21 protein-coding genes, 1 tRNA gene and 2 pseudogenes are annotated in these 25,044 nt (G+C 65.7%); 6 read left to right on the top strand and 18 right to left on the bottom strand.

The features are described 5' to 3' along the window. Positions 1-2: 2 nt before the first annotated feature. On the bottom strand, positions 3-1,973 hold the full coding sequence (locus GGQ62_RS00645) for an AsmA family protein (RefSeq protein ID WP_167649419.1): 1,971 nt from the start codon (positions 1,971-1,973) through the stop codon (positions 3-5). 640 nt (positions 1,974-2,613) lie between these two features. Between GGQ62_RS00645 and GGQ62_RS16170 the strand changes: the two genes are divergently transcribed. Next, positions 2,614-3,045: a prepilin peptidase gene (locus tag GGQ62_RS16170; protein WP_243445989.1), complete on the top strand. Its 432-nt coding sequence runs from the start codon at positions 2,614-2,616 to the stop codon at positions 3,043-3,045. 2 nt (positions 3,046-3,047) lie between these two features. Beyond that, positions 3,048-3,647: a prolyl hydroxylase family protein gene (locus GGQ62_RS00635; RefSeq protein ID WP_152577101.1), complete on the top strand. Its 600-nt coding sequence runs from the start codon at positions 3,048-3,050 to the stop codon at positions 3,645-3,647. Positions 3,648-3,673: 26 nt separating this feature from the next. Here GGQ62_RS00635 and GGQ62_RS00630 read toward each other — a convergent pair whose 3' ends face one another. The 16 genes from GGQ62_RS00630 to GGQ62_RS00555 all read right to left on the bottom strand — a co-directional run bounded on the left by GGQ62_RS00630 (position 3,674) and on the right by GGQ62_RS00555 (position 19,730). Continuing rightward, positions 3,674-6,343, bottom strand: a complete 2,670-nt coding sequence (locus GGQ62_RS00630; RefSeq protein ID WP_152576965.1) for a TonB-dependent receptor domain-containing protein — start codon at positions 6,341-6,343, stop codon at positions 3,674-3,676. Positions 6,344-6,421: 78 nt separating this feature from the next. Then, complete coding sequence (locus GGQ62_RS00625; RefSeq protein ID WP_167649418.1) at positions 6,422-8,014, bottom strand: hypothetical protein; 1,593 nt, start codon at positions 8,012-8,014, stop codon at positions 6,422-6,424. A gap of 260 nt (positions 8,015-8,274) precedes the next feature. Next, positions 8,275-8,703 carry a hypothetical protein gene (locus tag GGQ62_RS00620; protein WP_152576968.1) on the bottom strand — a complete coding sequence of 143 codons (429 nt, stop codon included), beginning with the start codon at positions 8,701-8,703 and terminating at the stop codon, positions 8,275-8,277. Continuing rightward, on the bottom strand, positions 8,703-9,374 hold the full coding sequence (gspN, locus tag GGQ62_RS00615) for a type II secretion system protein N (protein ID WP_152576969.1): 672 nt from the start codon (positions 9,372-9,374) through the stop codon (positions 8,703-8,705). Before gspN ends, GGQ62_RS00620 begins: the two co-directional genes overlap by 1 nt. Further along, on the bottom strand, positions 9,371-9,853 hold the full coding sequence (gene gspM / locus GGQ62_RS00610; protein WP_167649417.1) for a type II secretion system protein GspM: 483 nt from the start codon (positions 9,851-9,853) through the stop codon (positions 9,371-9,373). Before gspM ends, gspN begins: the two co-directional genes overlap by 4 nt. Next, entirely contained in the window at positions 9,850-10,959 is a 1,110-nt protein-coding gene (gene gspL / locus GGQ62_RS00605) for a type II secretion system protein GspL (protein ID WP_152576971.1), read from the bottom strand. Before gspL ends, gspM begins: the two co-directional genes overlap by 4 nt. After that, positions 10,956-11,948, bottom strand: coding sequence for a type II secretion system minor pseudopilin GspK (gene gspK, locus GGQ62_RS00600; RefSeq protein ID WP_152576972.1), 993 nt, complete (start codon positions 11,946-11,948; stop codon positions 10,956-10,958). Before gspK ends, gspL begins: the two co-directional genes overlap by 4 nt. After that, the gene (gene gspJ, locus GGQ62_RS00595; protein ID WP_152576973.1) at positions 11,945-12,529 is read right to left on the bottom strand and encodes a type II secretion system minor pseudopilin GspJ; all 585 of its coding nucleotides are present in this window, start codon (positions 12,527-12,529) and stop codon (positions 11,945-11,947) included. Before gspJ ends, gspK begins: the two co-directional genes overlap by 4 nt. Beyond that, positions 12,526-12,912 carry a type II secretion system minor pseudopilin GspI gene (gspI, locus tag GGQ62_RS00590; protein WP_243445990.1) on the bottom strand — a complete coding sequence of 129 codons (387 nt, stop codon included), beginning with the start codon at positions 12,910-12,912 and terminating at the stop codon, positions 12,526-12,528. The genes gspJ and gspI overlap by 4 nt, the downstream gene beginning before the upstream one ends. Further along, on the bottom strand, positions 12,896-13,381 hold the full coding sequence (locus GGQ62_RS00585; RefSeq protein WP_167649638.1) for a GspH/FimT family pseudopilin: 486 nt from the start codon (positions 13,379-13,381) through the stop codon (positions 12,896-12,898). Before GGQ62_RS00585 ends, gspI begins: the two co-directional genes overlap by 17 nt. Then, entirely contained in the window at positions 13,356-13,784 is a 429-nt protein-coding gene (gspG, locus tag GGQ62_RS00580) for a type II secretion system major pseudopilin GspG (RefSeq protein ID WP_152576975.1), read from the bottom strand. The genes GGQ62_RS00585 and gspG overlap by 26 nt, the downstream gene beginning before the upstream one ends. An 8-nt stretch (positions 13,785-13,792) precedes the next feature. Beyond that, positions 13,793-15,007, bottom strand: coding sequence for a type II secretion system inner membrane protein GspF (gspF, locus tag GGQ62_RS00575; protein WP_152576976.1), 1,215 nt, complete (start codon positions 15,005-15,007; stop codon positions 13,793-13,795). Beyond that, entirely contained in the window at positions 15,000-16,487 is a 1,488-nt protein-coding gene (locus tag GGQ62_RS00570; protein WP_152576977.1) for a GspE/PulE family protein, read from the bottom strand. Before GGQ62_RS00570 ends, gspF begins: the two co-directional genes overlap by 8 nt. Then, complete coding sequence (gene gspD, locus GGQ62_RS00565) at positions 16,484-18,556, bottom strand: type II secretion system secretin GspD (protein ID WP_152577103.1); 2,073 nt, start codon at positions 18,554-18,556, stop codon at positions 16,484-16,486. The genes GGQ62_RS00570 and gspD overlap by 4 nt, the downstream gene beginning before the upstream one ends. 35 nt (positions 18,557-18,591) lie before the next feature. Further along, a complete protein-coding gene (locus GGQ62_RS00560; protein ID WP_167649416.1) occupies positions 18,592-19,362 on the bottom strand; it encodes a type II secretion system protein N in 771 nt (256 codons plus the stop codon). Between the two features lie 291 nt (positions 19,363-19,653). Then, positions 19,654-19,730, bottom strand: a tRNA-Pro gene (locus GGQ62_RS00555). Between the two features lie 141 nt (positions 19,731-19,871). On the opposite strand from GGQ62_RS00555, the gene acnA reads away from it, so the two are divergent. The 3 genes and pseudogenes from acnA to GGQ62_RS16730 all read left to right on the top strand — a co-directional run. Beyond that, on the top strand, positions 19,872-22,556 hold the full coding sequence (gene acnA, locus GGQ62_RS00550) for an aconitate hydratase AcnA (protein ID WP_152576979.1): 2,685 nt from the start codon (positions 19,872-19,874) through the stop codon (positions 22,554-22,556). A gap of 140 nt (positions 22,557-22,696) precedes the next feature. Further along, positions 22,697-23,362, top strand: a pseudogene (locus GGQ62_RS16735) (trypsin-like serine peptidase); the annotation flags it as partial. A 483-nt stretch (positions 23,363-23,845) separates the two neighbouring features. Then, positions 23,846-23,953, top strand: a pseudogene (locus tag GGQ62_RS16730) (PEPxxWA-CTERM sorting domain-containing protein); the annotation flags it as partial. A gap of 113 nt (positions 23,954-24,066) precedes the next feature. On the opposite strand, the gene GGQ62_RS00540 reads toward GGQ62_RS16730, so the two are convergent. Further along, on the bottom strand, positions 24,067-24,768 hold the full coding sequence (locus GGQ62_RS00540) for an HAD family hydrolase (RefSeq protein ID WP_167649415.1): 702 nt from the start codon (positions 24,766-24,768) through the stop codon (positions 24,067-24,069). On the opposite strand from GGQ62_RS00540, the gene GGQ62_RS00535 reads away from it, so the two are divergent. Next, positions 24,755-24,985 (top strand): hypothetical protein, encoded by a 231-nt coding sequence (locus GGQ62_RS00535; protein ID WP_152576981.1) that lies wholly within the window; start codon positions 24,755-24,757, stop codon positions 24,983-24,985. The two genes, GGQ62_RS00540 and GGQ62_RS00535, sit on opposite strands and share 14 nt — an antisense overlap. The last annotated feature ends 59 nt before the right edge of the window (positions 24,986-25,044 follow it).

The following is a 25,044-nucleotide window of genomic DNA, read 5'->3' as shown; positions in this document are numbered from 1 at the left end:
CGTCAGCGCTTCGGCTTGGCATTGGCTGCCCGCTCGCGCGCCGTACCGCGCTTGGCCGCCAGGATCGGCGCGCAATTGACGTCCTTGGCATCGCCCAAATCGACAAAGGCGGCGATTGCGGCGACCGGGGTTGCCACCAGCCCCAGCGTCACGGCCGCCGCGCCGCGCGCCAGCAACTCGGCGGAAATCGGGTTGATCGACGGATCGGCAAAATAGCCGCCGATCCCGATCGGCGACTGGCCGGAAAACAGGCTGAAACGCTTCGAATCGCCTTCCAGCGACATGTCGAGCGATTCATCGACAAAGCTGAACCCGCCGCGGCCGCGGAATACGGCGCGGTCGGTATCGATAACGATCGGATCGGCCACGGCCCGCCCCTTGGTAACCGTGAAGGCGACGACGCCGCAATTGATCTGCCGCTTTTCCTTCAACTGCTTGCCGAGCAGGGCCAGCAGGAAATTCTGCAGATCGAGCTTGGCGAGTTCGATGTTTCGGATCCACAGCTGGCCGGTCGGCACCACCAGCGCGATCCGACCGTCGGCATTTGCCAGTGATTTGTGCACGGTGTCACCGACGCCCTTCAGCTGCAGGCGTCCCCGCACCGACGCCGTGGTACCGGCGTCCTCGACCTTGAACCCCGTCAACACCCGGCCCAGCGGAATCTCGGTCAGCCGCACGTCGTAGTCGGTTCGTACCAGCGGCGACCGCGCGTCGATGCCGATCTTGGCGATCAAGCGCCCGCCGGCGACATCGAACGCCAGCGGCGACAGGGTCAGCAGTTTCCGGTCAAGCCCGAAATCCAGCCGCAGATTGTCAAACGGCAGTTTGCCGGTTCGCACCGTCTTGGCGCGATAATCGATCTTGGCGTCGAACTTGCCGATCGCGTCGACCGCCAATGTGGCGTCCGGCAGCAGCCGGGGCCGGCCAGCGACCTGCACGACGACACCCTTGCCGGACTCGATCCTTGCCGGATCATAGCCGACCAGCGGCCCGACATCCTTGATATCGAGCGTTTGCGAATTGAGCGTGCCGTCGATGCGGAAGCGATCACCCGGGTTCGCGGCAAGTGTTGCCGTCAGATTGCCGGCGATGTCCGAATCGCCCAGCCGCCCGGTCAGCTTCGTCAAGCGAAGCTCCTGCCCGGATTTGGTCAGATTGGCCGTCAACTTGTAAGGCCGCGTCGCCGGCAGCGCGATGTCGAACAGCCGCCAGGGGTCCTGGAAGTTACGCCCGGCCACCGAGATCCGCAGGTCAGCCCCATCGATCCGCGTCGCACCGGGCAGAACCCCTGCAACGGCGATCCGCGTCTGCGCAATGTTGGCGGTCAGGTCGAGCCCGATCCGGCCACCGGCCGCCGCCTGGTTCGGCGTCGTCAGCCGGCCGGCGATATCGAAGGGTGCACCGTGTGTCCGGCCCTTGCCGGAAAAGCTGAGCGGACCGTTGATCCGCTGGCCACCGCTTGCGGCGGTGCCGGCAATATCGCCGAAGGCGATGTCGAGGCGGGTATCAGTCACCGCGTCGACGAAAGCGATGCCGCTGTCGGTCACCGCGGCACGGACGATGTCGGGGATTTCCAGGGCGCCGCCACCGAAGGTCCAGCTGTTGGTCCTGTCGGCTCGGCGTTGCAGCGCCAACCGGCCGCCGTCGACGGTCAGGTCATTGATCGTCACTGTGCCGAAAAGCGCCTTCCACAACGACGCATCGAGCGCGATGCGCCGGGCAACGAAGAAATCATCCTGTTCGGCCCAGTCGGGGTTCGCAACCCGCAGCCCGTCGGCGCGGAAACGGATGTTCGGATCGAGATAAAGCTCGAAATTCCCCGCCACCCGGACCGAACGGCCAGCGCGCTTCGACACATAGGATTCGAATGTCGATTTCCAGAACGCGCCGCGCGTCACATATTGGAAGATGTATAGTCCGACGAGCAGGGCGGCCAGCCCTGCGGCGATCTGGAGGGCGCGCCGCCGGCGCATGCTGCGCAGCGGAGGGGCAGGATCGGCTTCGTTTCGGGCAGCAGGCGTGACATCCATCATCGCCAAATGCCTGACCCCCTTTGCTCGTTCCGTGATACCGCGTGTCGGCGTCGCGGAGTCATGCCCGAAAACATCCAAAGGGTCGAGATGCCTTTGGGCGCTGTGCGCGCAAGATTGACTTGCGCGCGAAGACCAACCCGTTGGATCGGGTCAAAAATATCTGTGCAGTACCAGGCGGACGCTTGTCCCGAGACGTCTCCCCGCCGATCCGGGCGCCGGACTCCTCTCGCTTCCGACCAGCAGGCTTTATCCGCCCGCCCGACAATGTTAGCCACGCTCGCGTGCGCAGAAAGGGTGTCCGATGACTGAACCATGGGCATCATATGCGCCGATTGCCCTTGGTACGGCAGGCGGCACCGTCGCGGGCGCTGCAATTGCCGAGATGACCCACCGTTGGCCAAAATCGCTCGGGTTCGTGGCCCACCGGCACGACGATGTGCATGACCAACGCCTCGCAGCGACGCCTCCCGGTGCGGGGCGGCGACGCCTGGTGATCATTCTGGTAGCAGCCGCAATCGGTGCCGTCAGCCTGGCGGCAAGACCCTTGCCGGGGGGAATAGGTGGGGCAATCTTCGGCTGGATGCTGCTGGCGCTGCTGGTTCTCGATGTCGAATATTTCTGGCTGCCCGACCGATTGACCGTGCCCCTCGCCGCCATGGGCCTGGCAGCCGGGATCTGGCTGCCACCGAGTGTTCCAGACCGTTTGATCGGGGCCGCAGCGGGTTTCGCCAGTCTTGCCGGCATCGCCTATGCATACCGCGTGATGACCGGAAGGGTCGGGCTCGGCGGCGGCGATCCCCGGCTGTTCGCGGCCATCGGCGCCTGGCTGGGGTGGGTTGCCCTGCCCTTCGTTCTCCTGCTTGCGGCTTCGTTCGGCTTGGCACTTGTCGCCTATGACCGCCTCCGGGGGCGCGCCATCACCCGGCATAGCCGTATCCCGCTCGGTGCGTTGCTGGCCGCCGCGGCCTGGCTATTGTGGGTGCCGGGTCCATTTTCAGTTTGGGAGCGCTGATTATGACAGCTTTCGCCGGTGCGCAGCGGATGCCGCTGCCTGGGGTGACGATCTACGTCCGCCGCGATTTTCTCGATCCGACCGAGTGCGAGACGCTCATCGCGCGGATCGAGGCCGAGCGGCGGCCGTCGGCTCTGGCGGATCACACGGGCGACAACAGCTTTCGGACCAGCGAGACCTGCGACCTGGGCGGCAGCGACGCTTTCATCAGCGGCATCGTCGCCAAAATCGCGGCCTTTGCTGGCCTCAATGCCGCCCATGCCGAGCCGCTGCAGGGACAACGCTATGCCGTCGGCCAGGAGTTCAAGGCCCATACGGACACGTTCGAACCGGGCGGCCCCGACTATGCGCGATTCTGCACCGTGTCCGGACAGCGCACCTGGACCGTCATGGTCTATCTGAACAAACCGCAATCAGGCGGCGCCACGCGGTTCAAGCAATACGACAAGATCGTCCAGCCCGAAGCCGGCAAGCTGCTCGCCTGGAACAATCTGCTTGCAGACGGTCGGCCGAATTATGCCACGCTGCACCAAGGGATGCCGGTCAGGGCAGGTGTGAAACACATCATCACCTGCTGGTTCCGCGAGCGCCCCTGGTCCTAGACCAGGGGCGGAGAGCGAAAAAGCGCCTAGAAGTTGATGCTGGCGCCGATCGAACCGCTCACCCCGACGTCCCAGAGGTTGAAGAAGATGCGATTGTCACCGCTTTGCTGAAATTCCTGGTTCTTGGTCGCGGTAATGTTGCGAACCTCGAGCTTCAATTCGATCGTCTTGCCCGACACTTCGATCCCCTGACGGGCAACGAAATCGAGGCGGAAGCCCGGCTTCTCGATGATATCGGGCTGGCCGGGGCCACCGCGGCTGGTGACGCGGTTGCTGGCATAGCTCAGCAGGAACGTCTGCTGCGAAAGCCGTTCCGAATCCTGCAGGCCGAACTGCAGATTGACCAGATGGTCGGACTGGCCGGTCAACGGTGCACCGTCGCGGAAATAATCGGTCGCCAGATTGGCCGCCGATGCGAACACGGCGACGGGGTCATTCGGACCGACCTTCAGCTTCGACTGGGTGTAGGTGTAGTTGGCGATCAGCAGGGCGCGGCGTGACGCCCAGAAAGCACCCTTGCCGACATCGGCAAGGTCGAAATACTTCTGCGTTTCCAGTTCGACGCCATAAAGATCGGCCTTCGGCGCGTTGGCAAAACTGGTGATGACCAGATTGTCGCTGAAGCTGACAAAGGACTCGATCGGGTTGTCGATACGCTTGAAGAAACCTGCCACCGAAAGCTGCTCGTCGGTGCCGAAATACCACTCATAACGGGCTTCGGCGTTGAACAACTGGCTGTCCGTAAGCAGCGGGTTGCCGCGATAGAGCCGGTTGCTCTCCGGATCGAAATAGTTCTGGAAGATCAGCTCACGAAACTGCGGGCGTGCCAACGTCTTGGAGGCGTTGAGCCGAACCTGCATGCGATCGGCGAGTTCCCAGGTCAGCGTGGCGGCCGGCAACCAATAGCTGCGGTCAAGCAGCGTCTCGGCGAGCGACGCTGTTGGCTCCTTGAACACCTGCACCGGCGTGACCGTCTGCTTCGCGGTTTCATAACGCACGCCGGCGTTGAGGCTCAGCGTCGGCGTCAGCTCTGCCTGGATCTGGCCATAGGCGCCGTGAATGCGCAATCTGGCGTCAAACACCGGGTTGGCTTCGTTCACATCGACCAACGCGATGTTGTAATAATCGATGACCGAAGGCTGCAACAGCAAGTCGGGGCGCAGCATCGCGACACCCCGCGGGAAATCCGACGGTGCAATGAACTGAAACTCACGCCGCTCGGTGCGCCGGCTGGTATCCGAATAGGCATAGCCGAGCGTCGCCGTCACCGCATCGATCGGCTTGTACGACAGATCGGCGCCGCCCGACCAGAGATTCTCGTTGAGCTTGGAGTAGGTCGCCGACGCCAGACCCTGCTGGCCATTGTTGAGGCGGTTGATGAACTGGGCGCCAAAGGGATCCTGCTCGCTGTTGCTGCGCAGATATTCGAAGCTCAGTTCCGCCGGCGCATCGCGCCTGGAATTGGCATAGGCGCCGCGCATGTCGAGGCTCAGCTCGGGTGTCAGCTCGAATTCGCCGGTCAGCTGGGTGTTGAACAGCTGGCGCGCGTACCAGGCCGTGTCCTGCTGCTGAAGCGTCGCATTGGGTGCCCCGGTGGCACGCTGGCCGATGCCGATCCGCGCCTGTTTCAGGGTGTCGCGGATGAACAGGTTCGTCCAGCGCAGCTTGTTCTCGTCCCATTCATAGCCAACGCCGAGCAGGCCGTTGACGATGATGCGGTTGTCCGTGATCACCCGCTGGAAATCGAGTTCCTTCTGCGACAGGTCAGCCGACGACGCCGTCTGCTGGATCGCATCGCGCGTCCGCCAGGTATTGCTGTAGCCCAGAGTGGCGATGACGCCGAGCGTCCCGTCGTTGCCGACATCATAGGAATCGCCGGCGGTCAGGGTCGCCGAGGTATTTGCTGGAATATGACGGTTGCGCTGGACGAGCGCATTGCGGGCGTTGACCAGTTCCCCGGCGATCGGCTTGGTGTCGACCGCGCCGGTGCTGATCCGCTCACCACTGGCGAGATACGCGGCGAGTGCCGGCGGCGTGCTGCGCGTGCCGTTGTCGAAGCCGGTCGGGTCGGTGGGGCTGCCGAAATAGGTATAGCCGAGCCCGTTGGTGGTGACCGTGTCACCGCCGATCGCGCCGCCGATGGTGATGAAGCGTTCCTGCGGGATAGCCTTGGTCGTCAGGTTGATGACACCGCCGCCGAACTCGCCGGGGAAGTTGACCGAATAGCTCTTCTGGACAAGTGTCGAGGAAATGACGCTGGTCGGAAACAGGTCGAGCGGCACGACCCGGCGCAGCGGCTCGGGGCTCGGCAGTGGCGAGCCGTTGAGCAGCGCCAGCGAATAGCGATCGCCAAGGCCGCGGACATAGACAAAGCCGTTGCCGACAACGCTGAGGCCGGTGACATGGCTGAGCGCGCCGGCGATGTCGCCTTCACCGGTTCGCGCAATGTCGGCGCTGGACAGAACCGAAACGACCTGCGGGACCGACTTGGCAATATTGGCGTTGCGCCGTCCGGTTACGACGATATCTTCATTGGCACCGGGAATGGAAATGTCGACGCTTTCCTCGGCGGGCACGTCGGCCGCGGGCGGGGATGCGGCCGCCGGCGGCGCCGCGGATTGGGCGCGCACCATCGCAGGTGCCACCAGCGATGACGAAATGAGCAAAAGGCTCGCAAGTTGCAACGGCCTCGACATCAGCAGCCCCCAGCTATCAGTTCAAGAAGCCGCGTGGCGCAGCGCCGGATGCGCCACGCCACGTCGGCGAATAGTAGATCAGTACGTCGGGATCGTGGTGCACAGGCCAGTGTTGCCGGTGCCGAAGTCAACGGTGGCGCTGTTGCAAGTCCAGGTGCGGATCCAGTTGTCGGACGCATCCTTGACCGCACCGATGTAGGTCACCTTGTCGAAGAACGGATCGAGGGTGCTGGCATCGAACACCGGAACCGCCGTTTCGGTCGGACCGTTGATGAAGACGCTGGTCAGGCTCGGGACATAGGCATCGTTGTTGTTGCTTGTGCCCGTCCCGAACACTGCTGCGACTTGCGCGTCCGTGACGCCGTTCGAACCAATATACTTCGGCGTCCCGCACTGCATCTGCATCGAACGGATGATCGGCGGGCCGACTTCGTCGGTCGCAGCATTTGGCGCAGTAACGATCGTTTGCGGGCGGCTGATGCGCAGGCAGGGGTTGAGCGGGCTGCTCGCGAGCACGCCATTTACGAGTGCGTAATCGGTGCCGCCGCGCAGCAGGATCGAGGCGTTGTTCCCGAAACTGTTCGCCGAACGCTGGATGAAAGTGAAGTTGGCGACACGGGTATTCTGGCGCGGGATGTTGCCGTCGACGGCATTGTCGGAGTCGGCTTCGATCATCGAGTCGCCGATATTGGGACGCTGGACAACCAGGACATACTGGAAGTTGGCCTTGACGCCGGTATCGGTGTCGAGGTTGTCATCTTCGGCCCCGACCGAGATGAAATACTTCATGTTAACACGGCCGCCGAAGAATTCGGCGCCATCGTCCGAGCTATTGAAGGTCATGATGTGGTCGAGCTGCGTGCCGGTGCCGGTGCCCTGCGTTGTCAGCGCCTGAAGCTCGCTGTTTCCGGACAGGACGAAACCCGAGTAGCGGATCTGCACATAGCTCATCCGGCCGCTGCTATCGGTGTTGGTGGCACCACCATAAAGCGCAGGATCGACAGCGCCTTCGGTCTGGCGTTCGCACGACACGGTGCCGGGCGTTGCGCCGGGCGCGGCGCAATCGGTGACCTGGGCGCGGCCGCTCAACACGACGCCGCCCCACTGGCCGGACGAACTGTCGGAGTTGAGGCCGAGGACGTTGTCACGGCTGGTGAAGATGATCGGCAGGGCAGCGGTGCCAACGGCGTTGATGCGGTTGCCGCGATTGACGTGCAACCACGACACGCCGGTCCCGCCGTAGACGATGACACCCGGATCGATGGTCAACGTCACGTTCGAATCATTGGCGCTTGCCGTCGGGCCGCCATCGGTGCCGACATCGACTCGTCCGGCAAGCTGGTAAAGCAGGCCGCGCACCTTCGTCAGCTGGATGCTGCGCGTGATGCGTGCCGGCAGGGTGCAGACGCGCCACGTGCCAGTCGGGCCGGTGATTGTGCCGCCGTCGGTCAGACCGGCGGGGTCGGCGACGGTCGGACAACCTGCGGCGGGGGTCACCAACGTCGGCGTCGGTGTCGGTGTCGGCGTCGGGGTGGGTGTCGGCGTCGGGGTCGGCGTCGGGGTGATGATGACATTTCCGCCGGTGCCAGGCGACGCAACATCGTTGGCGCCGTTACAGGCTGTCACGGTCAGCGCTCCGCCAAGCAACAGCAAGGCCCGCATCTTGGTCATTATCTGGCTCCCATCCGATTCGCGCGGCACAATGCCGCCCCTTACGCGTCCCGGCCGGGTGTTAGTGGCGCTTCATGGCGGAATTATTACATAATGACCTAACAATGATATCGTCATAAAAGTCACAAATCTGTCATATCGCCGATCACGCATGGCCGTGACTTGCGCAACACCATTGTTTGTTTCTGCATCGACCTGCGGACGTCTTGTCCAGCGGGGATCTGGCTGACCCGTAATGGATGAAACGCTGTGATACAGGGTCAGCGATTGCAGCCTGCGATCCCGGCCACCGGCGCCACAACCTCGACGCCGTCGCTATCCGTCACCGAGATCACGCCGTCACGCACGATGGCGCTGCCTGGCGTGTCGTTTGCGACGATTGCCAGGTCGGTGACGATCCGCAGCGTGCCATCGGTATATTCAGCGCGGGGAACAAAGCCCGCGACAGCCTCGCCCTCCCCGGCCTTCCGCGGCAGTGCCAGCGCGCTGCCTTTGCTGACAACGCGAATCGCCTCGGGGTTCAGCAGCATCATCGCGATGCGTCGCCCGGTGGCGCGGTCCCACAGGACCAGCGCACATTCGTTCACCGCCAGCTTCTGGGTCGGAAGTTCGGCGAGTGGCAGCGGCGAAACGACCGGCGTCGCGCTTGCCGCCAGAAGAAATGCAGCGAGCCCCAGCATCGAAGCCATCAGAATATGCCCTCCGTCGTCAGCGTCAGGCCGGTCGGTGTCGGCAAGAACCCGGCGGCCAACAACAACGGACGCTGCGCTTCGCTCACCCCGTCGAGCGAAAGCTCCGCGCGATAACGCCGGTTCGCCTCGACCCGCACCATCAACCGCTCCCTGCCCGACGCCGATGCCAGCGGCAGCACGACAGCCGAGCCCTCGCAGCGCGGCCGGCCGTCGAGGCTCTCACCGTCCGCAAGGCCTGCCCCGGGTTGAACCCGCACCATCCCCTCCGCGGTTACGCAGGCCCCTGCGTCGAACCCGATACTGACCTGTTCGAAGCTCACCGCCGTCACCGGCACGCCGCCGATCGACAGCGGGCCCACGCGTCCGGCCAGCCCGGCGATCCCGAAACCACCCCGACCCCGAAAACCCGCGCCTGAAAGCGCCTCAGAAGCAAAATCGAGCCGCAATCGGCCACCCAGCAGCGCCGCCGGTGCCACGCCGACGGCAACATCCCCCAATGCGATTCCGCCGAGCTGCGCCGCTTCCAGGTGGCCGCGCCATATCGTGCCGCTGGCGGCGCGTGCCGATACGCCGGCGCTGTCGAGTCCGGCAAGGCGCAGCGGAAACAGCGCCAGGGTGGCGAAAAGCAGGCAGGCTGCAAAAATCGACAAGCGAACGCGCCGCGTCATCGGGCGGCACCGCGAAACGCCAGGTCCGCAGCGACTGTGGCGTCACCGTTGCGGGTAACCGTCAGACTGTCGACCAAGATCTGATCGCGCGTCTCGATATCGGCAATCCAGCGCAGCAGGACTGCCGGCTTGATCGCGGCAATGCGCAGCGTGACCCGCCCGGCGCCGTCATCGGCAATGGTGTCCGCAACCAGGCCAGCATCGGTCGCGCGGCGTCGGATCGTGTCGATCGCCGGCACGTCCCCGGCCGATCGCGCCCGGGCTTCCGCAGCCCGGATGATCGGCGTCAGCGCCCGGATTTCGCCCAGATCGGCCTCGGCGGCGGCCAGCCGGTCCGCAGCTTCGGCGCGGGCCTGCGCCAAGGGTCGCAGCACCCCGAGCCAGCCGAACACAAGGCCGAACAGGACAAGCGCCGACGCCAGCAGGATCTGCTCGCGTCGGGTCCGACCGTGCCACCACGATGTCAGGGCCTTGGTCATCGCGGCCGCACCACGATGTCGACAACCGTGGTGCCGGCCACGTCGCGCGGCGCGCCGACTGTCAACGTCTGGCCGGACCCGGGAGCAATCGCGGTCAATTGCTGGCGCGCTTCGGGAGATCGCACCTCCACGGCCGCCGCAAGGCCGCTGTCGGGCGCATATTTCAGCGATTGCAGCACTGTGGCGGTCTGGTCTCGCATCCCTGCCAGCAATGGCCCGGCGAGCTGCGTGAAGCCGCTGCCCGCCGCCCCCAGCCGCGCCGCGCGCGCCGCCACCTGGGCGCGTGGCGCGTCGACGGCCGTGCCCCGCGGCAACGCCGCGCGGGCGGCATCCGCTGCGCGTTGCTCGATCTGGTCGGCGGCGAACCTGTCGCGCAGCAGTGTCGCGGCTTCGACGCCGAGCCACAGCCCTGCCGCCGCGACGGCGGTCACGGCGATCCGACGCAATTGCCGCCGGTCGAGCGGCGCCCGCCGCTTGCGGGCAAATGCGCCCTGCCGCAGATTGACGACATCGGTGGCCAGCATCGCGGACAGGCTGGCTTCAAAGCGCGCCGCGTCGATCGGGATGATCGTGCGGTCGGCCAGCATGACATCGACCAGCGGCAGTTCGGCCGAAAAAGCGAGCCGGTCGCCGCGGACATGGCCGATGTCGCCGATGGGCAGCAGCGTCGCATGCGCGCCTTCGGCATCGGCAGACGCCGCCGGCAGCAGCAGCGGCAGCGGTACGATGCGCACCGCGTCCAGTCCCGCTGCGGCCAGAATTGCCAGCCAGTCGTCCATCGTCCGCGTGTCGACCAGCGCCAACGGCCTTGTGCCCTCGCTATCGACGTCGCCGAGCGCGACATGTGTCGAAGCGATGGCGCCGCCGCAGACATCGGCCGCCAGCAACCGCGCCGCCGCCGCCGCCTGTGCCGGCGCCAGGGCCGGAAGCTCGACCCAGTGCACGACCACCGACACGCCGGAAACAACAGCGACGACGTCGCGCGGCGCTTCCCCGGCGGATCGGAGTTCCGCAAGGTCGGTGCCGCGCGCGACGATGCGGCCGGCCTCCATTTCCAGCCATAGGCAGGAATAGCCATTGTCCGGGAAGACGATCAATTCGGTCATTCGTCGGCGGTCCAGCGGCGGCGGGCGAGCTTCACCGGCGATTGTCGGGCATCGAACAGCGCCGTTTCGCGCAATTCGCCATCCCCCGCGAGGATCTGCATGTCGACCGCGAACCAGGACGTCTGCACGCCGGGCTGCCGCCGGCCCTCGCCGGATGGCACGACGCCCTGCAGCGCCGGCGTGTTCCAGAACGACGCCATCTCGCCCCAGCCTGCGGCCGGCCGGGCGGCGATGACGCGGCGGGCGGCGGCAACGCTCAGCGTGCCGGGAAACAGCATCGCCAGCAGCGGCGCCTGGTCGGGGGTGAGCGTGTTGACATTCAAGGGTGAAATCTCGGCAACCGGCAAGGCGCAAAGCAACGGGCGCAACCGCGCGTACAGCGCCGGCGTCACGCCCGTCACCGCACGCCATTCACTGGCATCGGTCATCAACGTGTTGCCGGTGCGATAGGCGGGTGACCCCCGGGCATAAACGCTGTCCTCGGCGCCCTCCGGATTGGCGTCGCCGTCGCTGTCGATCCAGTCCGCTGTCGCCGCGGCGATGCGCCGGGCCTCGCTGTCCGGCACATCGAGGACCATCATCAATCGGGCGAGCTGGTCGATGGCCGGCGGCCGGGACGCGCGGGCATCGCGACTGTCCATGACGAGGCTGTTCAGGTTGAAGCAATTGGCACCGTCGCGCACGCGAATTTCGGCGCTCCCCGACGGCAGCGGGATGACCGTCGCGCGCCCCTGCCAGCCGCCGACCAACGTCGTGCGCCCGGGACTGGCGGTGACCAGATCCTCGATCTTCATTGCCACGAGCGCCTCGGCGATCGCCGAAAAACTGCGGGCGTCCTCGATGCCGGCATGGTTCGACGCCAGCATGGTCGCCAGTCGCAACCGGTCGAACACCACCACCGCCAGCGCGCCCAAGACGCTGACGAGGATCAGCACCGTCAACAAGGCGGCACCGCGCTCATGCGCTGCGGGTTCGATCGGTCCGGTCATGCCGCAGGGCCGGGTCCGACCAGAAAAACCTGCCGCAGCGGCGGGATCGCCGCCGAAGCGACAGTCACTTCGACCGCGTCCGGCAGGGCGTCGTCGGTGACCGGCTGCCAGTCGTCGCGCCATTCGCCGCCGGCGTGGAAGCGCATCTTCAGCGACGTCACGCCGGTCAGCAGGACGGCCGGGGGCGATTCCGCCGTCCCGTCGACCATCGGCGCCGCCGTTCGCACCAGCCGGTCCCCGTCGAGGCGATAGGCGACGCGCTGCAACGACGATCGCGGCGCCGCGCCGTCATTCGCCCAGCCGCCACGCACCAGTTGCAACGCCGCCTCGCCGCTGTTGCCGGCAAAGGCCGGCCGGCGCAGACCCGACTCGTCACGCCAGGTTCGCGGCGTCGCCTGGGCGAGGTCGGCGGTCAGCAGCGATCGCGTGCGCACCACACTGGCCAAGCTGTCCAGCCGCTCGGTGGTGCGCTGGCGCGAATCGATGCTGAACGACAGCAACGAAACGCCGCCGATCGACAGCAATGCAAAGATCGACAAAGCGATGAGCATTTCCACAAGCGTGAAACCGGCCGTTCTCATGACGCGCGTCGCACCACCGTGCGCGTGGCGGCCACGCTGCCGTCGGGCGTCATAACCTTGATCTCGATCTGCTGCAGGCGCACGTCGGGGCTGCGCGCGACTGTTTGCGCCCACCGCCAGACGCGCCCGCCATTGGCTTCCTCGCCGGCGGTGGCGCCAAAGCCCGGTGGCTGTGGCGCGATCATCGCCTCGATGGCCCGGTTCTGGGCCACCACGCCGGCAAGCGCGCGCTCGTCCAGCCGCGCCGTGGTGCTCAGCGCCGCACCCTGCAGTCGCAACAGCGCCAGCGCCGCCAGGCTGAAGATGGCGAGCGCGACGAGCACTTCGATCAACGTGAAGCCGCCTTCGCGCGCGGGCATTGCGATGTCAGCGTGCATCGACATGCACCGCTCCTGCGGCATCGACGGCGATGCTGGCGCGGCCGCGGCCGCGCTGCAGCGTGACGAGCGCCGGGGTTGCAAGGCCGGTGGTGTCGAAGACCAGCCTGTCACCATTGTCGATGCGGGTCTGCACGGCTGTGCCTGTGCCCCACAGACGCGCCTGCAGGGCCTTGGCGGCGGCAGGCTGCCACCCGTCCACGCGGCGCTGTGCGAAGCGATAGCCAACGGCATCGACCTCGACGGCAATATCACGCCCCGAAACGATCGACAGGTCACGCGCCGCGACCAGCCGCGCGGCAAAGGCATCGGCATCGTCGGCAAGCCGCGCCTGCTGGTCGGGAATGGCGACGACGACCGTCGCCGCGGCCAGGCCGATGATGACCAGCACGACCATCAGCTCGACCAGCGTGAACCCATCCCGGCGCGGGGACGGTGTTCCTGCCCGGTCAGCGCCAGTTGCCGATGTCGGCATCGTTGGCGGTCCCTCCCGGTGCGCCGTCGGCACCAAGCGAATAGACGTCGATGGCGCCATGGGTCCCAGGGTTGGCATATTGATAGGGCTTCCCCCACGGATCGTCCGGCAGCCGTTTCAGATAGCCGCCCTGGCGATAACGCTCGGGCTGGGCAAGATCGGCCGGCGCCGAGCGCAGCGCCGCCAGCCCCTGTGTCGCGGCGGGATAGTTGAAATTGTCGAGCCGGTACATTTCGAGGCCCTGCTCGATCAACGCGATGTCGGCGCGCGCCTTTTCCTGCATCGCCTTGTCGCGCGTCGGCAGCACATTGACGATGACCACCGTCGCCAGCAGGCCGATGATGACGATGACGACCATCAGTTCGACCAGCGTAAAGCCTTCTTCGTCCGATCCTGGGTGCATCCGGGGTCTCACTGTGCTGCCAATGTGTCGAGTTGCAGGATGGGAAGCAGGATCGACAGGACGATTGCCGCGACGATGCCGCCCATCAGGATTATGACGCCGGGTTCGAGCAGCGACAATGCCGTCGCCGTGAAGGTGTCGAACTCGCGTTCCAGATAATCGGCGGCGCGTTCGAGCATCAGGTCGAGCCGTCCGGACGTCTCGCCGCCGGCGGCCATATAGACCAGCAACGGTGGAAACAGGCCGCTGCGGCGCAGCGCCACCGACAGGCTGCCGCCTTCGCGGATCGCCACCACCATGTCCTGCGATGCTTGCCGCAAGGCGCGGTTGTTGATCGTCGGGGTGGTCAACGCCAGGCCTTCGATCAGCGGCAGCCGGCTGGCGACCATCGTCGCCAGCGTGCGGGCAAGCCGGGCGGCATGAAGGTCACGCAACAGACGCCCGATCAGCGGCAGGCCAAGCAGCCAGGTGTCGAAGCGCAGCCGGAATACCTCGTCGCGCATCAGGCGGGCAAAGGCCAGCCCGGCGCCGGCAACGAACAGCAAAAGCGCCCACCACCAGCCCGACAGGAAATCCGACAGCGCAATAACGATCCGCGTCAGCAGCGGCAGCTGCTGGCCGATATCCTCGAACTGGGCAACGACCTTGGGAACCACAAAGACCATCAAGGCGATCACGACGGCAACGGCGACCACCGCCAATGCCGCCGGATAGGCGACCGCGGCCATGACCTTGCCGCGCACCGTCGCCTGCCGTTCCTGCAGCATCGCCAGCCGTTCGAGGATTTCGGGCAGCGAGCTCGAGCTTTCGCCGGCGGCGACCATCGCACGGTACAGCGGCGGAAAGCTGTTGGGTGCCAGCGCCATTGCGGCCGACAACGGTCGCCCTTCGACAATGCCCGCGTGCACCCGTTCGAGGATCTGCTGGACATGCGGCTGTTCGGTCTGGCGAACGATGGTGCGGATCGCTTCTTCAAGCGGTGCGACCTGGACCAACGTCGCGACCTGCCGGGTGAACAGCGTCAACTGCTTGGGGCTGAGCTTACGCCGCGACCCGCCCGGCTGGCGCGGCGCCGCGGCGCTGGGGCCGGCAGGCTGGAGGCGGGTTGCAAACAGCTTCTGGCGCAGCAGCGCCGATCGCGCCGCGTCATCGTCCCCCGCCGTCACCCGGCCATGGCGCAACCGCCCGGCCGTATCGATGGCACTATATTGATAGTCAGGCATCGCCGCCGCTCCGCATGACGCGGACCGATTCCTCGGCCGTCGTCACGCCGGCGATCACCAGCGCCCGCGCCGCGCCCGACAAGGCCGGCGCGCCGGCAAAGGCCTGCGCCATGATCGCACTTTCATCGCCACCGTCGAGGATGAGGCGCCGGATCTCGTCCGTGATGCGGATCGCCTCGAAGACGCCGAGCCGCCCGCGATAGCCGCTGTTCGAACAGGCAGGGCAGCCTGCCGCCGACCAGATGATCGCGGCTTCGGCAATGCCGATCAACGCCGCCTCGGCGGCCGTTGCAGGGTGCGGCACGGCGCAATCGCGGCAGAGACGGCGGACCAGCCGCTGGGCAACAACGGCGCGCAGGGTGGACGCCAGTAGAAACGGTTCGATCCCCATGTCGCGCAGGCGGGTGATGGCGCCGGCGGCGTCGTTGGTATGGACCGACGACAGGACCAGATGGCCGGTCAGCGAGGCCTGGATGGCGATTTCCGCGGTTTCGGAATCGCGGATTTCGCCGACCATGACGGTGTCGGGGTCCTGGCGCAGGATGGCCCGCAGCCCGGTCGCGAACGACAGGCCGACCTTTGGGTTGACCTGCGTCTGGCCGATCCCGTCGACGGCATATTCCACCGGGTCCTCGACGGTCAGGATGTTGCGGCTGCCGTCGTTGAGCAGCCGCAAGCCGGCGTAAAGCGTCGTGGTCTTGCCCGAGCCGGTCGGTCCCGTGACCAGGACGATGCCGTTCGGCTCCGCCAGGGCATTGCGGAACACCCGGTCGATCGCCGCCGGCATGCCGAGCGCATCGAGGTCGATCCCGGCATTTTCCTTGTCGAGAAGGCGCAGCACGACGCGTTCGCCGGCGCGCGACGGCAGCGTGGACACCCGGACATCGAGGCTCTTGCCGCCCAGCGTCAGGCCGATGCGGCCATCCTGCGGCAAGCGCCGCTCGGCAATATCGAGCCGCGCCATCACCTTGATCCGGCTGACCACCATGCCGGCGACATTGGCCGGCAGCCGGTGCCGTTCGGTCAACTGGCCATCGGCACGCATCCGGACGATCAGCGCCGTCTCATAGGGCTCGATATGGATATCGGACACATTCTGGCGCGCGGCCTCGGCGATCAGGCCGTTGATGAGCCGAATGATCGGGGCATCGTCCTGGGTGTCGAGAAGGTCGTCAGCCGACGGGATGTTGTCGACCAGCAGGCCAAGCTCGTCGCCGCTGTCGATCGCGCCGCCGGTAAAGCCTCCCAGTGCATAATTGCCCGACAACAGGCGGTCGAAACTCGGAGCCTCGACGATTTCCACCGCGAGCGGTCGACCGACAAGCCGCCGGACCTCGGCGAGGACGCGCGGGTCGTCACCCTTGCGCAGCCCGACATGGATTGCGGCATCATCATTTCCGGTGATGACCACGCCGAAGCGCTTGGCGAACCCGTAAGGCAAGACCGGAACCTCGGCTTCGGGCGCGACGACCATGGTCATCGGGGCACCGTCGGCGCGGGCAATGCCGGCGGCGCCGTGTGCAGATAGTCGCGCACCATCGAATCGAGGGACGTCGTTTCCGACGGGTTGCCGCCATTTTGCGCCAGTTCCGCGTCGCGCATGTAATTGTAGCGCTCTGCCGCCAGGCGCTGGGCATCCGGCGCCGATCGCACGATCGTCGGCCGGATGAACACCATCAGATTGGTCTTGGTGCGGCTGCGCGATTTCGACCGGAACAATACGCCAAGCCCCGGAATATCGCCGAGCAGCGGCACCTTCTCGATCGTCCGGCGCTCATTGTCGTCGATCAGCCCGCCGAGCGCGATGATCTGGCCATCGTCGACCGTAACAGTGGTCGACAATTCGCGCTTGTTGAGGATCAATTCGCTCGAAGTCGACGACACCGGCCCGGCGATCGAGCTGACTTCCTGCCGCAACGCCAGCTTGATCGTGCCACCGGCGTTGATCTGTGGCTTCACATCGAGCTGGATACCGACATTCTGGCGCTGAATGGTGCGAAACGCGTTGTCGAAATTGCTCGACAGCGATTCCCCCGTCGAAATCGGGATCTCCTGGCCGACCAGGATCTTCGCCTGCTGGTTGTCGAGCGTCATGATCGATGGCGTCGACAGCACGTTGGAATTGGTGTCCGACTTCACGGCATTGATGACAAAGCCGAAAATGGCATTGTTGCCGAGCTTGCCGCCGAGACCGAAGGATCCCCCGGTCGCGCTCAACAGCGTCGAAACCGCCGCATCGCGAAGGGTCTGGGTAAGTGTCGAGCCCGGATCGGTTTTTTCACTTGCCACGGCCCCGGCCACCGTCAGCAGGTTGGGGACGGCATTAGAATAATTGGTGACCGAAAACGGGATATTGCTGCCACCCGTGCCGGTCAGCAGGAACTGCACACCCAGCTTCTTGGCCACGACATCGGAAATTTCCACGATGATCGCTTCGACCAGCACCTGCTCGCGGCGCGTATCGAGCTGACGGATGACCTCGCCGAGCTGGCGCTGCACATCGCCGGGCGCCGAGATGATGATGGCATTGGCGCCCTCATAACGCGCAATGACAGCTTGCCCACGGCCGATGGTGGCGCCGGCGATCGGCGTGGCGCTCACCGATGGTGCCGACGCCGAAACGCTGGCCTGGCGGTTGCCGAAAGGTTGCTGCGCTGTATTCGGCGTCGTGGCCGTCGGCGCCGTCGTGGTCGGTGCCTGCCCGACCAGCTGTTGCAGGACCGGCAGCAGCTTTTCGGCGTCGGCATGCGCCAGGAAGATGACCCGGACATCGGCGCCGGCAGCGGCACGCCGGTCGAGGTCAAGCACGGTTTCGGCCATTTTCTGAACGGCCGCCGCATCCCCGCGCAACGCCACGGCATTGGAGCTGTCGATCGCGACGACCTGCACGCCGCCGCGGGCTGCACCCCCACCGTCCGCCGGATCGCCACCGGGCCCCGACCCGCCAAGCTGGTTGAGCGCGCCGGCAATCTCGCGCGCGCCGGCGTTTTTCAGCGGAACGACGCGTGTCGTCTGTCGGTCGCGGTCGATCTGGCCCAGCAGGCTGCGAACGCGTGCCACGTTGTCGGCATAATCGGCGACGATGATGGCATTGCCGGACCGGTTCGACGTGACCTGGCCCTCGCGACTGATCAACGGCCGCAGCGTCTCCGCGGCCGAAGCGGCATCGATCGAATTCAGTCTGAAGACCTGCGTGACAAAGCGGTTGCGGCTCGACCCCGAACCCCCTGGCTGGGCCGCGGCGCCATCGGCGGGCTGCACCCGGAACGCGCCGCCCGATGCCGGAATGACGACCAGGCCATTGGCACGCAGCGTCGACAGGAACAGCTCGAAATAGGCGTCACGCCCCAGGGGACGTTCGCTGACAACGGACACCTTGCCCTGGACCCGTGGATCGATGATGAAGGTGCGACCGGTCGCCCGGGCGACGTCCTGGATATAGGCGCGGACATCGGCATCGCGCAGGTTGATCGTCTGCTGCGCATGGGCCGGAATGGCCATGGACATGACAGTGAGCAGCGAAACCGCTGCCCAGAGCTTCGGGCGCATCGACCGCGCCGCGGTCGGCCAGACCCGGCGAAACGTCACTTGGCGCCGATCCGGAATGTCGCCGGCCTGCCGTTACGCTCGACCGTGATGTCGATTCCGCCGCCGGCAAGTTGCTGGGACAGTCCCGCGACATCCCTGAGGCTGGTCACCGTGGCCCCATCGACGCTGACCAGCACATCACCCGGTTGCAGGCCGGCCGCGGCAAAGGCGGCGCCGGACCCCTTTGGTGTCAGCACATAGCCGGTGATCGTTGCCCCATCCCGGCGCGGCGTGATGGTGACGTCGGCTGCCAATGCCGCCCCCGCCTCGTCCGTCGTGCCGCCGCTGCTCGCACTGGCTTGCGGCATGGTGACGGGGGCTGCGCCGGCGGACTGGTCGACAAACAGCCGTTCGGTGGTTCCGCCGCGCGAAATGGTCACGGAATCAAAGCCAACCGCTGTCAGCGTCACGCCCGGCTGGATCAGCTCACCGACTGCATAGCTCGACTGGACGCCATCGGGCGTGCCGATGATCGCCGAGCCGCGGCCCGAGACCTGATCGACCCGCGTGCCCGCCAGCACAAGATCGAGGTCCGATACCGCGCTGCCCTCGTCAACCGCCGATCGGAAAAACGGGTCATAGCTGCCGACAATGGTCCGATCGGGCGCGCCGGGAACATTGACGGGCTGCGTCCAGTCCCCGAGCGACGCCGCCGGCGTTGCAATGGTCCAGCCAAGACGTGCAACCTGCCACGCGAGAGCACCAAGGACGAGACATTCGAGGACGTTAATTGTCGTGGCAAAGGCGTGTTCCCGCGACACCGCCATCGGCGACCATGCGCCCGGTCGTTGAAACTGCAATCGCATTCAGGGTCGGGCCTTTTACCAGCCTGCGCTGCCTATACACCGCCGATGACAAATTTGTGACAGATTGGATCGGACTGGTCGAGCCAACTCCGGCCCAAATCGCGTGGTGGATCGACACAAAAAGCGGCGCCAGTTTCGCGAAATTGTCACCGCGCCGCGTCCGCCGCAACCCTATACGACAATCGTGCAAACCGGCGTCCGCGGCGAGCCGAATGCAACGGGCATGTGATCGAAGTGCGCGCAAAATCTGCATGGTCGGGGCGAGAGGATTCGAACCTCCGGCCTCTGCCTCCCGAAGGCAGCGCTCTACCGGGCTGAGCTACGCCCCGACGGCATGCAGAGGCGCGGCTATAGCGACCCGGTCGCGGCCGCGCAACGGGAATGATGACACCATCGTTGTCGGCGACGGCAATGATTGCACCACTGTGCAACAGGGACTAGACCCCGGCCGAAAGCAGATAGGAACGCCCATGACCGCCATCGGACAGGACAGCCTCGGTACGCGCCGCACCCTCACCGTCGACGGCAAGGCTTATGGTTACTACAGCCTCGAAGTTGCCGCAGCGGCACTCGGCGATCTGTCCCGCCTGCCCTATTCGATGAAGGTGCTGTTCGAAAACCTGCTGCGCTTCGAGGACGGCGCGACAGTCAAGGTCGAGGACCTGAAGGCCCTTGTCGCCTGGCTCGGCAGCGGAAAATCGAACCACGAGATCAATTACCGCCCGGCTCGCGTGCTGATGCAGGATTTCACCGGCGTCCCCTGTGTCGTCGATCTTGCCGCGATGCGCGATGCGATGACGGCGCTGGGCGGTGATCCCCAGAAGATCAATCCGCTCGTCCCGGTCGACCTGGTTATCGATCACAGTGTCATGGTCGACGAGTTCGGCACGCCGCAGGCGTTCGAGGACAATATGGACCTCGAATATGCCCGCAATATCGAACGCTATGAGTTCCTGCGCTGGGGTTCATCGGCGCTGAAGGGCTTTCGCGTCGTGCCGCCCGGTACCGGCATCTGCCACCAGGTCAATCTCGAATATCTGGCCCAGGCGGTCTGGACCAGCGAAGCCGCAGACGGCGCCACCATCGCCTATCCCGACACCGTCGTAGGTACGGACAGCCACACGACGATGGTCAACGGGCTCGGCGTTCTCGGCTGGGGAGTCGGCGGGATCGAGGCCGAGGCGGCGATGCTCGGCCAGCCGGTCTCGATGCTCATTCCCGAAGTCGTCGGTTTCAAGCTGTTCGGCGCCATGCCCGAAGGCATCACCGCGACCGACCTCGTCCTCACCGTCACCCAGATGCTGCGCAAGAAGGGCGTCGTCGGCCGCTTCGTCGAATTCTACGGTCCCGGGCTCGACGCCCTGACGCTGGCGGACCGCGCCACGATCGCCAACATGGCCCCGGAATATGGCGCCACCTGCGGCTTTTTCCCGATCGACGAAGCCACGCTCGATTACATGCGGCTGACCGGACGGGATCCGGCGCGGGTCGCGCTGGTCAAGGCCTATTGCCAGGCACAGGGGCTGTGGCGCGAATCGAACACCCCCGACCCGATCTTCACCGACACGCTGGAGCTCGATCTCGGCAGCGTCCTGCCCAGCCTGGCCGGACCGCGGCGTCCCCAGGACAAGGTGCTGTTGTCGAACGCGGCACCGGCCTTCGAAGGGGAACTCGCCGGCGGCTACAAGCAGGCCGAAACCATGGACCGCCGGGTGCCTGTCACCGGCGCTGCGCACGACATCGGCCATGGCGATGTCGTCATCGCCGCGATCACCAGTTGCACGAACACATCGAACCCCAATGTCCTCGTCGCCGCCGGGCTGGTTGCGCGCAAGGCGCATGCGCTCGGCCTGACCTCGAAACCCTGGGTCAAGACCTCGCTCGCTCCGGGGTCGAAGGTCGTCACCGATTATTTCGCCAAATCGGGGCTGCAGGCCGATCTCGACGCGATGGGCTTCAACCTCGTCGGCTATGGTTGCACGACCTGCATCGGCAATTCCGGCCCGCTTCCCGAACCGATTTCGGATGCCATCAACGGCAATGACATCGTCGCTGCCTCGGTGTTGTCGGGCAACCGCAACTTCGAGGGCCGGGTGTCACCGGACGTTCGGGCCAATTATCTGGCGAGCCCGCCGCTCGTCGTCGCTTATGCCATCGCCGGCTCGATGCGGCTCGACCTGACGACCGAAGCGCTCGGCATCGGCGCCAATGGCGACCCGGTGTTCCTGAAGGACATCTGGCCGACCAACCAGGAAGTCGCGGCGATGGTGCTGTCGTCGGTCACTGCCGAGATGTTCCGTGCCCGCTACGACAACGTCTTCGACGGCGACGCGCGCTGGCAGGGCATCAAGGTCGAAGGCGGCGCCACCTACAAATGGAACCCGTCGTCGACCTATGTCCAGAACCCGCCCTATTTCGAGGGCATGACGATGACCCCGCAGCCGACGCAGGACATCATCGGCGCCCGGCCGCTGGCGATCTTTGCCGATTCGATCACCACCGATCACATCTCGCCCGCCGGCAGCATCAAGGAAGCCTCGCCTGCCGGCCGCTACCTCAACGAGCGTCAGGTCGCGCGCGCCGAATTCAACAGCTATGGCGCGCGCCGCGGCAATCATGAGGTGATGATGCGCGGCACCTTCGCCAACATCCGCATCCGCAACGAGATGGTCCCGGGCGTGGAAGGCGGCGTGACGAAGCACATTCCGTCGGGCGAGGAGCTGGCCATTTTCGACGCGGCCGAACGGTACAAGGCCGAAGGCACGCCGCTGGTCGTCGTCGCCGGCAAGGAATATGGCACCGGATCGTCGCGCGACTGGGCTGCCAAGGGCACCACCCTGCTCGGCGTCCGCGCTGTCATCGCCGAAAGCTTCGAGCGCATTCACCGCTCCAACCTCGTCGGAATGGGTGTCCTGCCGTTGCAGTTCGCCGAAGGCCAGGATCGCAAGACGGCGGGTCTCGACGGCACCGAGATCTTCGAGATCCTGGGCGTTGCAGACTTGAAACCGCGCCAAACCGTTCAGGTTGGCTTCACCCGTGCCGATGGCACGCACGGCAACTTCGAAACCCTGTGCCGAATCGATACCGAGCAGGAACTCGGCTATTTTTATGCCGGCGGCATTTTGCCCTACGTTTTGCGCAAACTTGCTGCATAGTAGCGGACCGCGGAAAACCGGGAAATTATGGGAAAATCCTTACCCTTAAGGATAGGGTAACCTCTTTCTTGTTGCAGTGCACATTGGCATTGCGCACGTTAGTCACAACCGGTTCATCTTTGAACTTGGGGGAAACAGCGATGAAGGGGTTTGCCACGATGCGCAGCGCACTGCTGAGTCTTACGATCCTTGCGGCCGGTACATCGACTGCTGCTTCGGCGGCGTTGACCTACACGGCAGCCAACCTGCCGCAGCTGGAACGCACCAAGGGTGACAGGACCGCCCAGGGGTCGAGCAACGGCCTCACCTGGACGGCGCGCAACACGATCATCGGTGGCACGCCGACGTCGAACGTCCCGCCCGCGCCGTCGCCCGCGCCCGGCGTCGGTGGTGGCGACCCCATTTACAAGCCGTCGGCGAACAAGAGCGGCGTCGTCGCGCTGATCATGACCTATGCCGATGGCGCCCGCTTTATCTGCTCGGGCAGCGTCCTCGGAGACGGCATGTCGATCGCGACCGCCGGCCATTGCGTCAGCGACGGTGCCGGCACGGCCAACCCGGTCAGCACGACCGCCTATTTCTTCGATGGCGATGCCGATGTCCGCACGCCGTTCAAGCCCGGCGGCGTTTCGATCGATGTCACGCGCTATTTCGTCAACCCGAATTACACCGGCGAAGTCATCGACCAGAACGACATCGCCGTCCTGCGTCTCGCCACGGCCGCACCGAGCTCGGCCGAGCGCTATGACCTCTACACCAGCGAAATCAAGGGTCAGCAGTTCAACGTTGCCGGTTACGGCACGCGTTCGACCGTTGGGGGTGCTACCGGCAACACGCCGCCTGACGCTGGCCAGACGGGTTTCCTGCGCGAAGGCGACAACATCTATGACTATGCCTGGGGCGACGCACTGTTCCAGGGCTTTTTCACCGATCGTGACGCCAATGGCGAGAACTTCTTCGGTACTGCCGAAGTGGAGTTCAGCTATATCTCCGACTTCGACAATGGCCTCGCCGCGCAGGATCAGGCGCGCCGGATCGCCAATGCACTCGGCCTCGGCGCCATTGGTGATGCGAACTTTGCCGACACCGGCCTTGGCGCCCGCGAAGTCGGCATCGCCGGCGGTGACTCGGGTGGCCCGGCGTTCATCGACGGCAAGCTTGCCTCGATCAACTCCTACGGGCTGACCTTCGGGACGGCGTTCGGGGACTTCGGCGGCGGCCTCAACTCGGGCTGGGGTGAATTCAGCGGCTATGTGCCGGTTTTCATCCACACCGATTTCATCGCCTCGGCGATGGCGGTTCCGGAACCCTCCAGCTGGGCCATGATGATCGCCGGCTTCGGCCTCAGCGGTGCCGCGATGCGCCGTCAGCGCAAGGCGCTCGCCAAGGCGGCCTGATCGACGGGGTTCGCCCCGGGATCGCAAACACGGAACATCCCGCCATCGCATCAGCGGTGGCGGGATTTCTGTATCGGTGGCGCGGCGAGGCCGGTTGGGCCGCTCTGCGCCGCTCAGGCGCGTTCGAACAGGGATTTGGCGGGCACGCCCCAATCGACGATCTGCCAGCCACGACGGGTGGCCTCGGCCCGCAGCGCCGGCGACGGATTGACCGCCACCGCCTCTCCGCCACGTTCCTCGGCGAGTTCGAAGCTCGGCAGGTCGGACAGATGGTCGGAAAAGAACCGGACTTCGGCATCGGCCAGCCCGTTGCGGCCCAGCCATCCCGCGACCTGCAAGGCCTTGGCAGCGCCGTAGCAATTGTCATCGTCCAGCCACGGGTGCAGCACGTCGCCACGCCAGCGCGATTCACTGGCAATGATATCCGTGATGCCGAGTTCGGCGCCGATGGCGCGCACATAATAGGCGTTCGACGCGGTTGCCAGCACCAGCCGATGTCCGGCATCGCGGGCCTGCGCCAGCGCCGTCCTGGCAGCGGGGAAAACCTCGTTGGCGACCATCTCGCGGGCGAAGACCTTTGCCGCTGCCTCGACCCGCCGCCGCGACACCGTCGGCCCCATCAAAAGCCGATGCCCCCAGGCTTTCAGCTTGCCGCGATCGATCAGCCGCGTCGCATAGGCGACGCCGGGGACCACCATCAGCGGCACCATCACGACACGCCACGGGGCCTGGGTGCGCAACCAGAACTGCAGCCAGGGGATCCACGTCCCCCGCCGCGTCAAGGTCCGGTCCATATCGTAGATGCTGACAATCATGTCGCGCCACGATACGGGCCCGCGGGGCTACCGCAAAGCCGTTTGCGCTTTTTGCTGGCAATCTGCTGCGTCGACACCACATGATCGCACCATGGGCCATTATTCCGCCAGCCATGTCATCGTCCTGCTGATCAGCATCCTGATGTGGGTCGGCGCCGCGGCCGCGATCGTGGTTGCGGGCCGGAAGATGGGGCTTTTTGGTCGCCGCCCGAAATAGTGGCGCCACCGCGCTTCTTTCGGCCGCAAGGGTTGCCCTTGCGCGCCACTTCCCGCACG

Source organism: Polymorphobacter fuscus, from assembly GCF_011927825.1.
GTDB lineage: Bacteria > Pseudomonadota > Alphaproteobacteria > Sphingomonadales > Sphingomonadaceae > Sandarakinorhabdus > Sandarakinorhabdus fusca.
Note: the sequence above shows the minus strand (reverse complement) of the source record. Positions and strands in the feature narration are given on the sequence as shown.

What these genes read in the sequence shown, in the direction of transcription:
- GGQ62_RS00585 (WP_167649638.1), bottom strand. Translation starts at nt 13,381, where the DNA reads ATGCCGACATCGGCAACTGGCGCTGACCGGGCAGGAACACCGTCCCCG.
- acnA (WP_152576979.1), top strand. Translation starts at nt 19,872, where the DNA reads ATGACCGCCATCGGACAGGACAGCCTCGGTACGCGCCGCACCCTCACC.
- gspJ (WP_152576973.1), bottom strand. Translation starts at nt 12,529, where the DNA reads ATGAGAACGGCCGGTTTCACGCTTGTGGAAATGCTCATCGCTTTGTCG.
- GGQ62_RS00535 (WP_152576981.1), top strand. Translation starts at nt 24,755, where the DNA reads ATGCTGACAATCATGTCGCGCCACGATACGGGCCCGCGGGGCTACCGC.
- GGQ62_RS00560 (WP_167649416.1), bottom strand. Translation starts at nt 19,362, where the DNA reads ATGGCGGTGTCGCGGGAACACGCCTTTGCCACGACAATTAACGTCCTC.
- GGQ62_RS00635 (WP_152577101.1), top strand. Translation starts at nt 3,048, where the DNA reads ATGACAGCTTTCGCCGGTGCGCAGCGGATGCCGCTGCCTGGGGTGACG.
- GGQ62_RS00570 (WP_152576977.1), bottom strand. Translation starts at nt 16,487, where the DNA reads ATGACCATGGTCGTCGCGCCCGAAGCCGAGGTTCCGGTCTTGCCTTAC.
- gspL (WP_152576971.1), bottom strand. Translation starts at nt 10,959, where the DNA reads ATGACCGAATTGATCGTCTTCCCGGACAATGGCTATTCCTGCCTATGG.
- GGQ62_RS00540 (WP_167649415.1), bottom strand. Translation starts at nt 24,768, where the DNA reads ATGATTGTCAGCATCTACGATATGGACCGGACCTTGACGCGGCGGGGG.
- GGQ62_RS16170 (WP_243445989.1), top strand. Translation starts at nt 2,614, where the DNA reads ATGCTGCTGGCGCTGCTGGTTCTCGATGTCGAATATTTCTGGCTGCCC.
- gspF (WP_152576976.1), bottom strand. Translation starts at nt 15,007, where the DNA reads ATGCCTGACTATCAATATAGTGCCATCGATACGGCCGGGCGGTTGCGC.
- gspI (WP_243445990.1), bottom strand. Translation starts at nt 12,912, where the DNA reads ATGTCGATGCACGCTGACATCGCAATGCCCGCGCGCGAAGGCGGCTTC.
- GGQ62_RS00620 (WP_152576968.1), bottom strand. Translation starts at nt 8,703, where the DNA reads ATGGCTTCGATGCTGGGGCTCGCTGCATTTCTTCTGGCGGCAAGCGCG.
- GGQ62_RS00645 (WP_167649419.1), bottom strand. Translation starts at nt 1,973, where the DNA reads ATGCGCCGGCGGCGCGCCCTCCAGATCGCCGCAGGGCTGGCCGCCCTG.
- GGQ62_RS00625 (WP_167649418.1), bottom strand. Translation starts at nt 8,014, where the DNA reads ATGACCAAGATGCGGGCCTTGCTGTTGCTTGGCGGAGCGCTGACCGTG.
- gspG (WP_152576975.1), bottom strand. Translation starts at nt 13,784, where the DNA reads ATGCACCCAGGATCGGACGAAGAAGGCTTTACGCTGGTCGAACTGATG.
- GGQ62_RS00630 (WP_152576965.1), bottom strand. Translation starts at nt 6,343, where the DNA reads ATGTCGAGGCCGTTGCAACTTGCGAGCCTTTTGCTCATTTCGTCATCG.
- gspN (WP_152576969.1), bottom strand. Translation starts at nt 9,374, where the DNA reads ATGACGCGGCGCGTTCGCTTGTCGATTTTTGCAGCCTGCCTGCTTTTC.
- gspM (WP_167649417.1), bottom strand. Translation starts at nt 9,853, where the DNA reads ATGACCAAGGCCCTGACATCGTGGTGGCACGGTCGGACCCGACGCGAG.
- gspK (WP_152576972.1), bottom strand. Translation starts at nt 11,948, where the DNA reads ATGACCGGACCGATCGAACCCGCAGCGCATGAGCGCGGTGCCGCCTTG.
- gspD (WP_152577103.1), bottom strand. Translation starts at nt 18,556, where the DNA reads ATGCGCCCGAAGCTCTGGGCAGCGGTTTCGCTGCTCACTGTCATGTCC.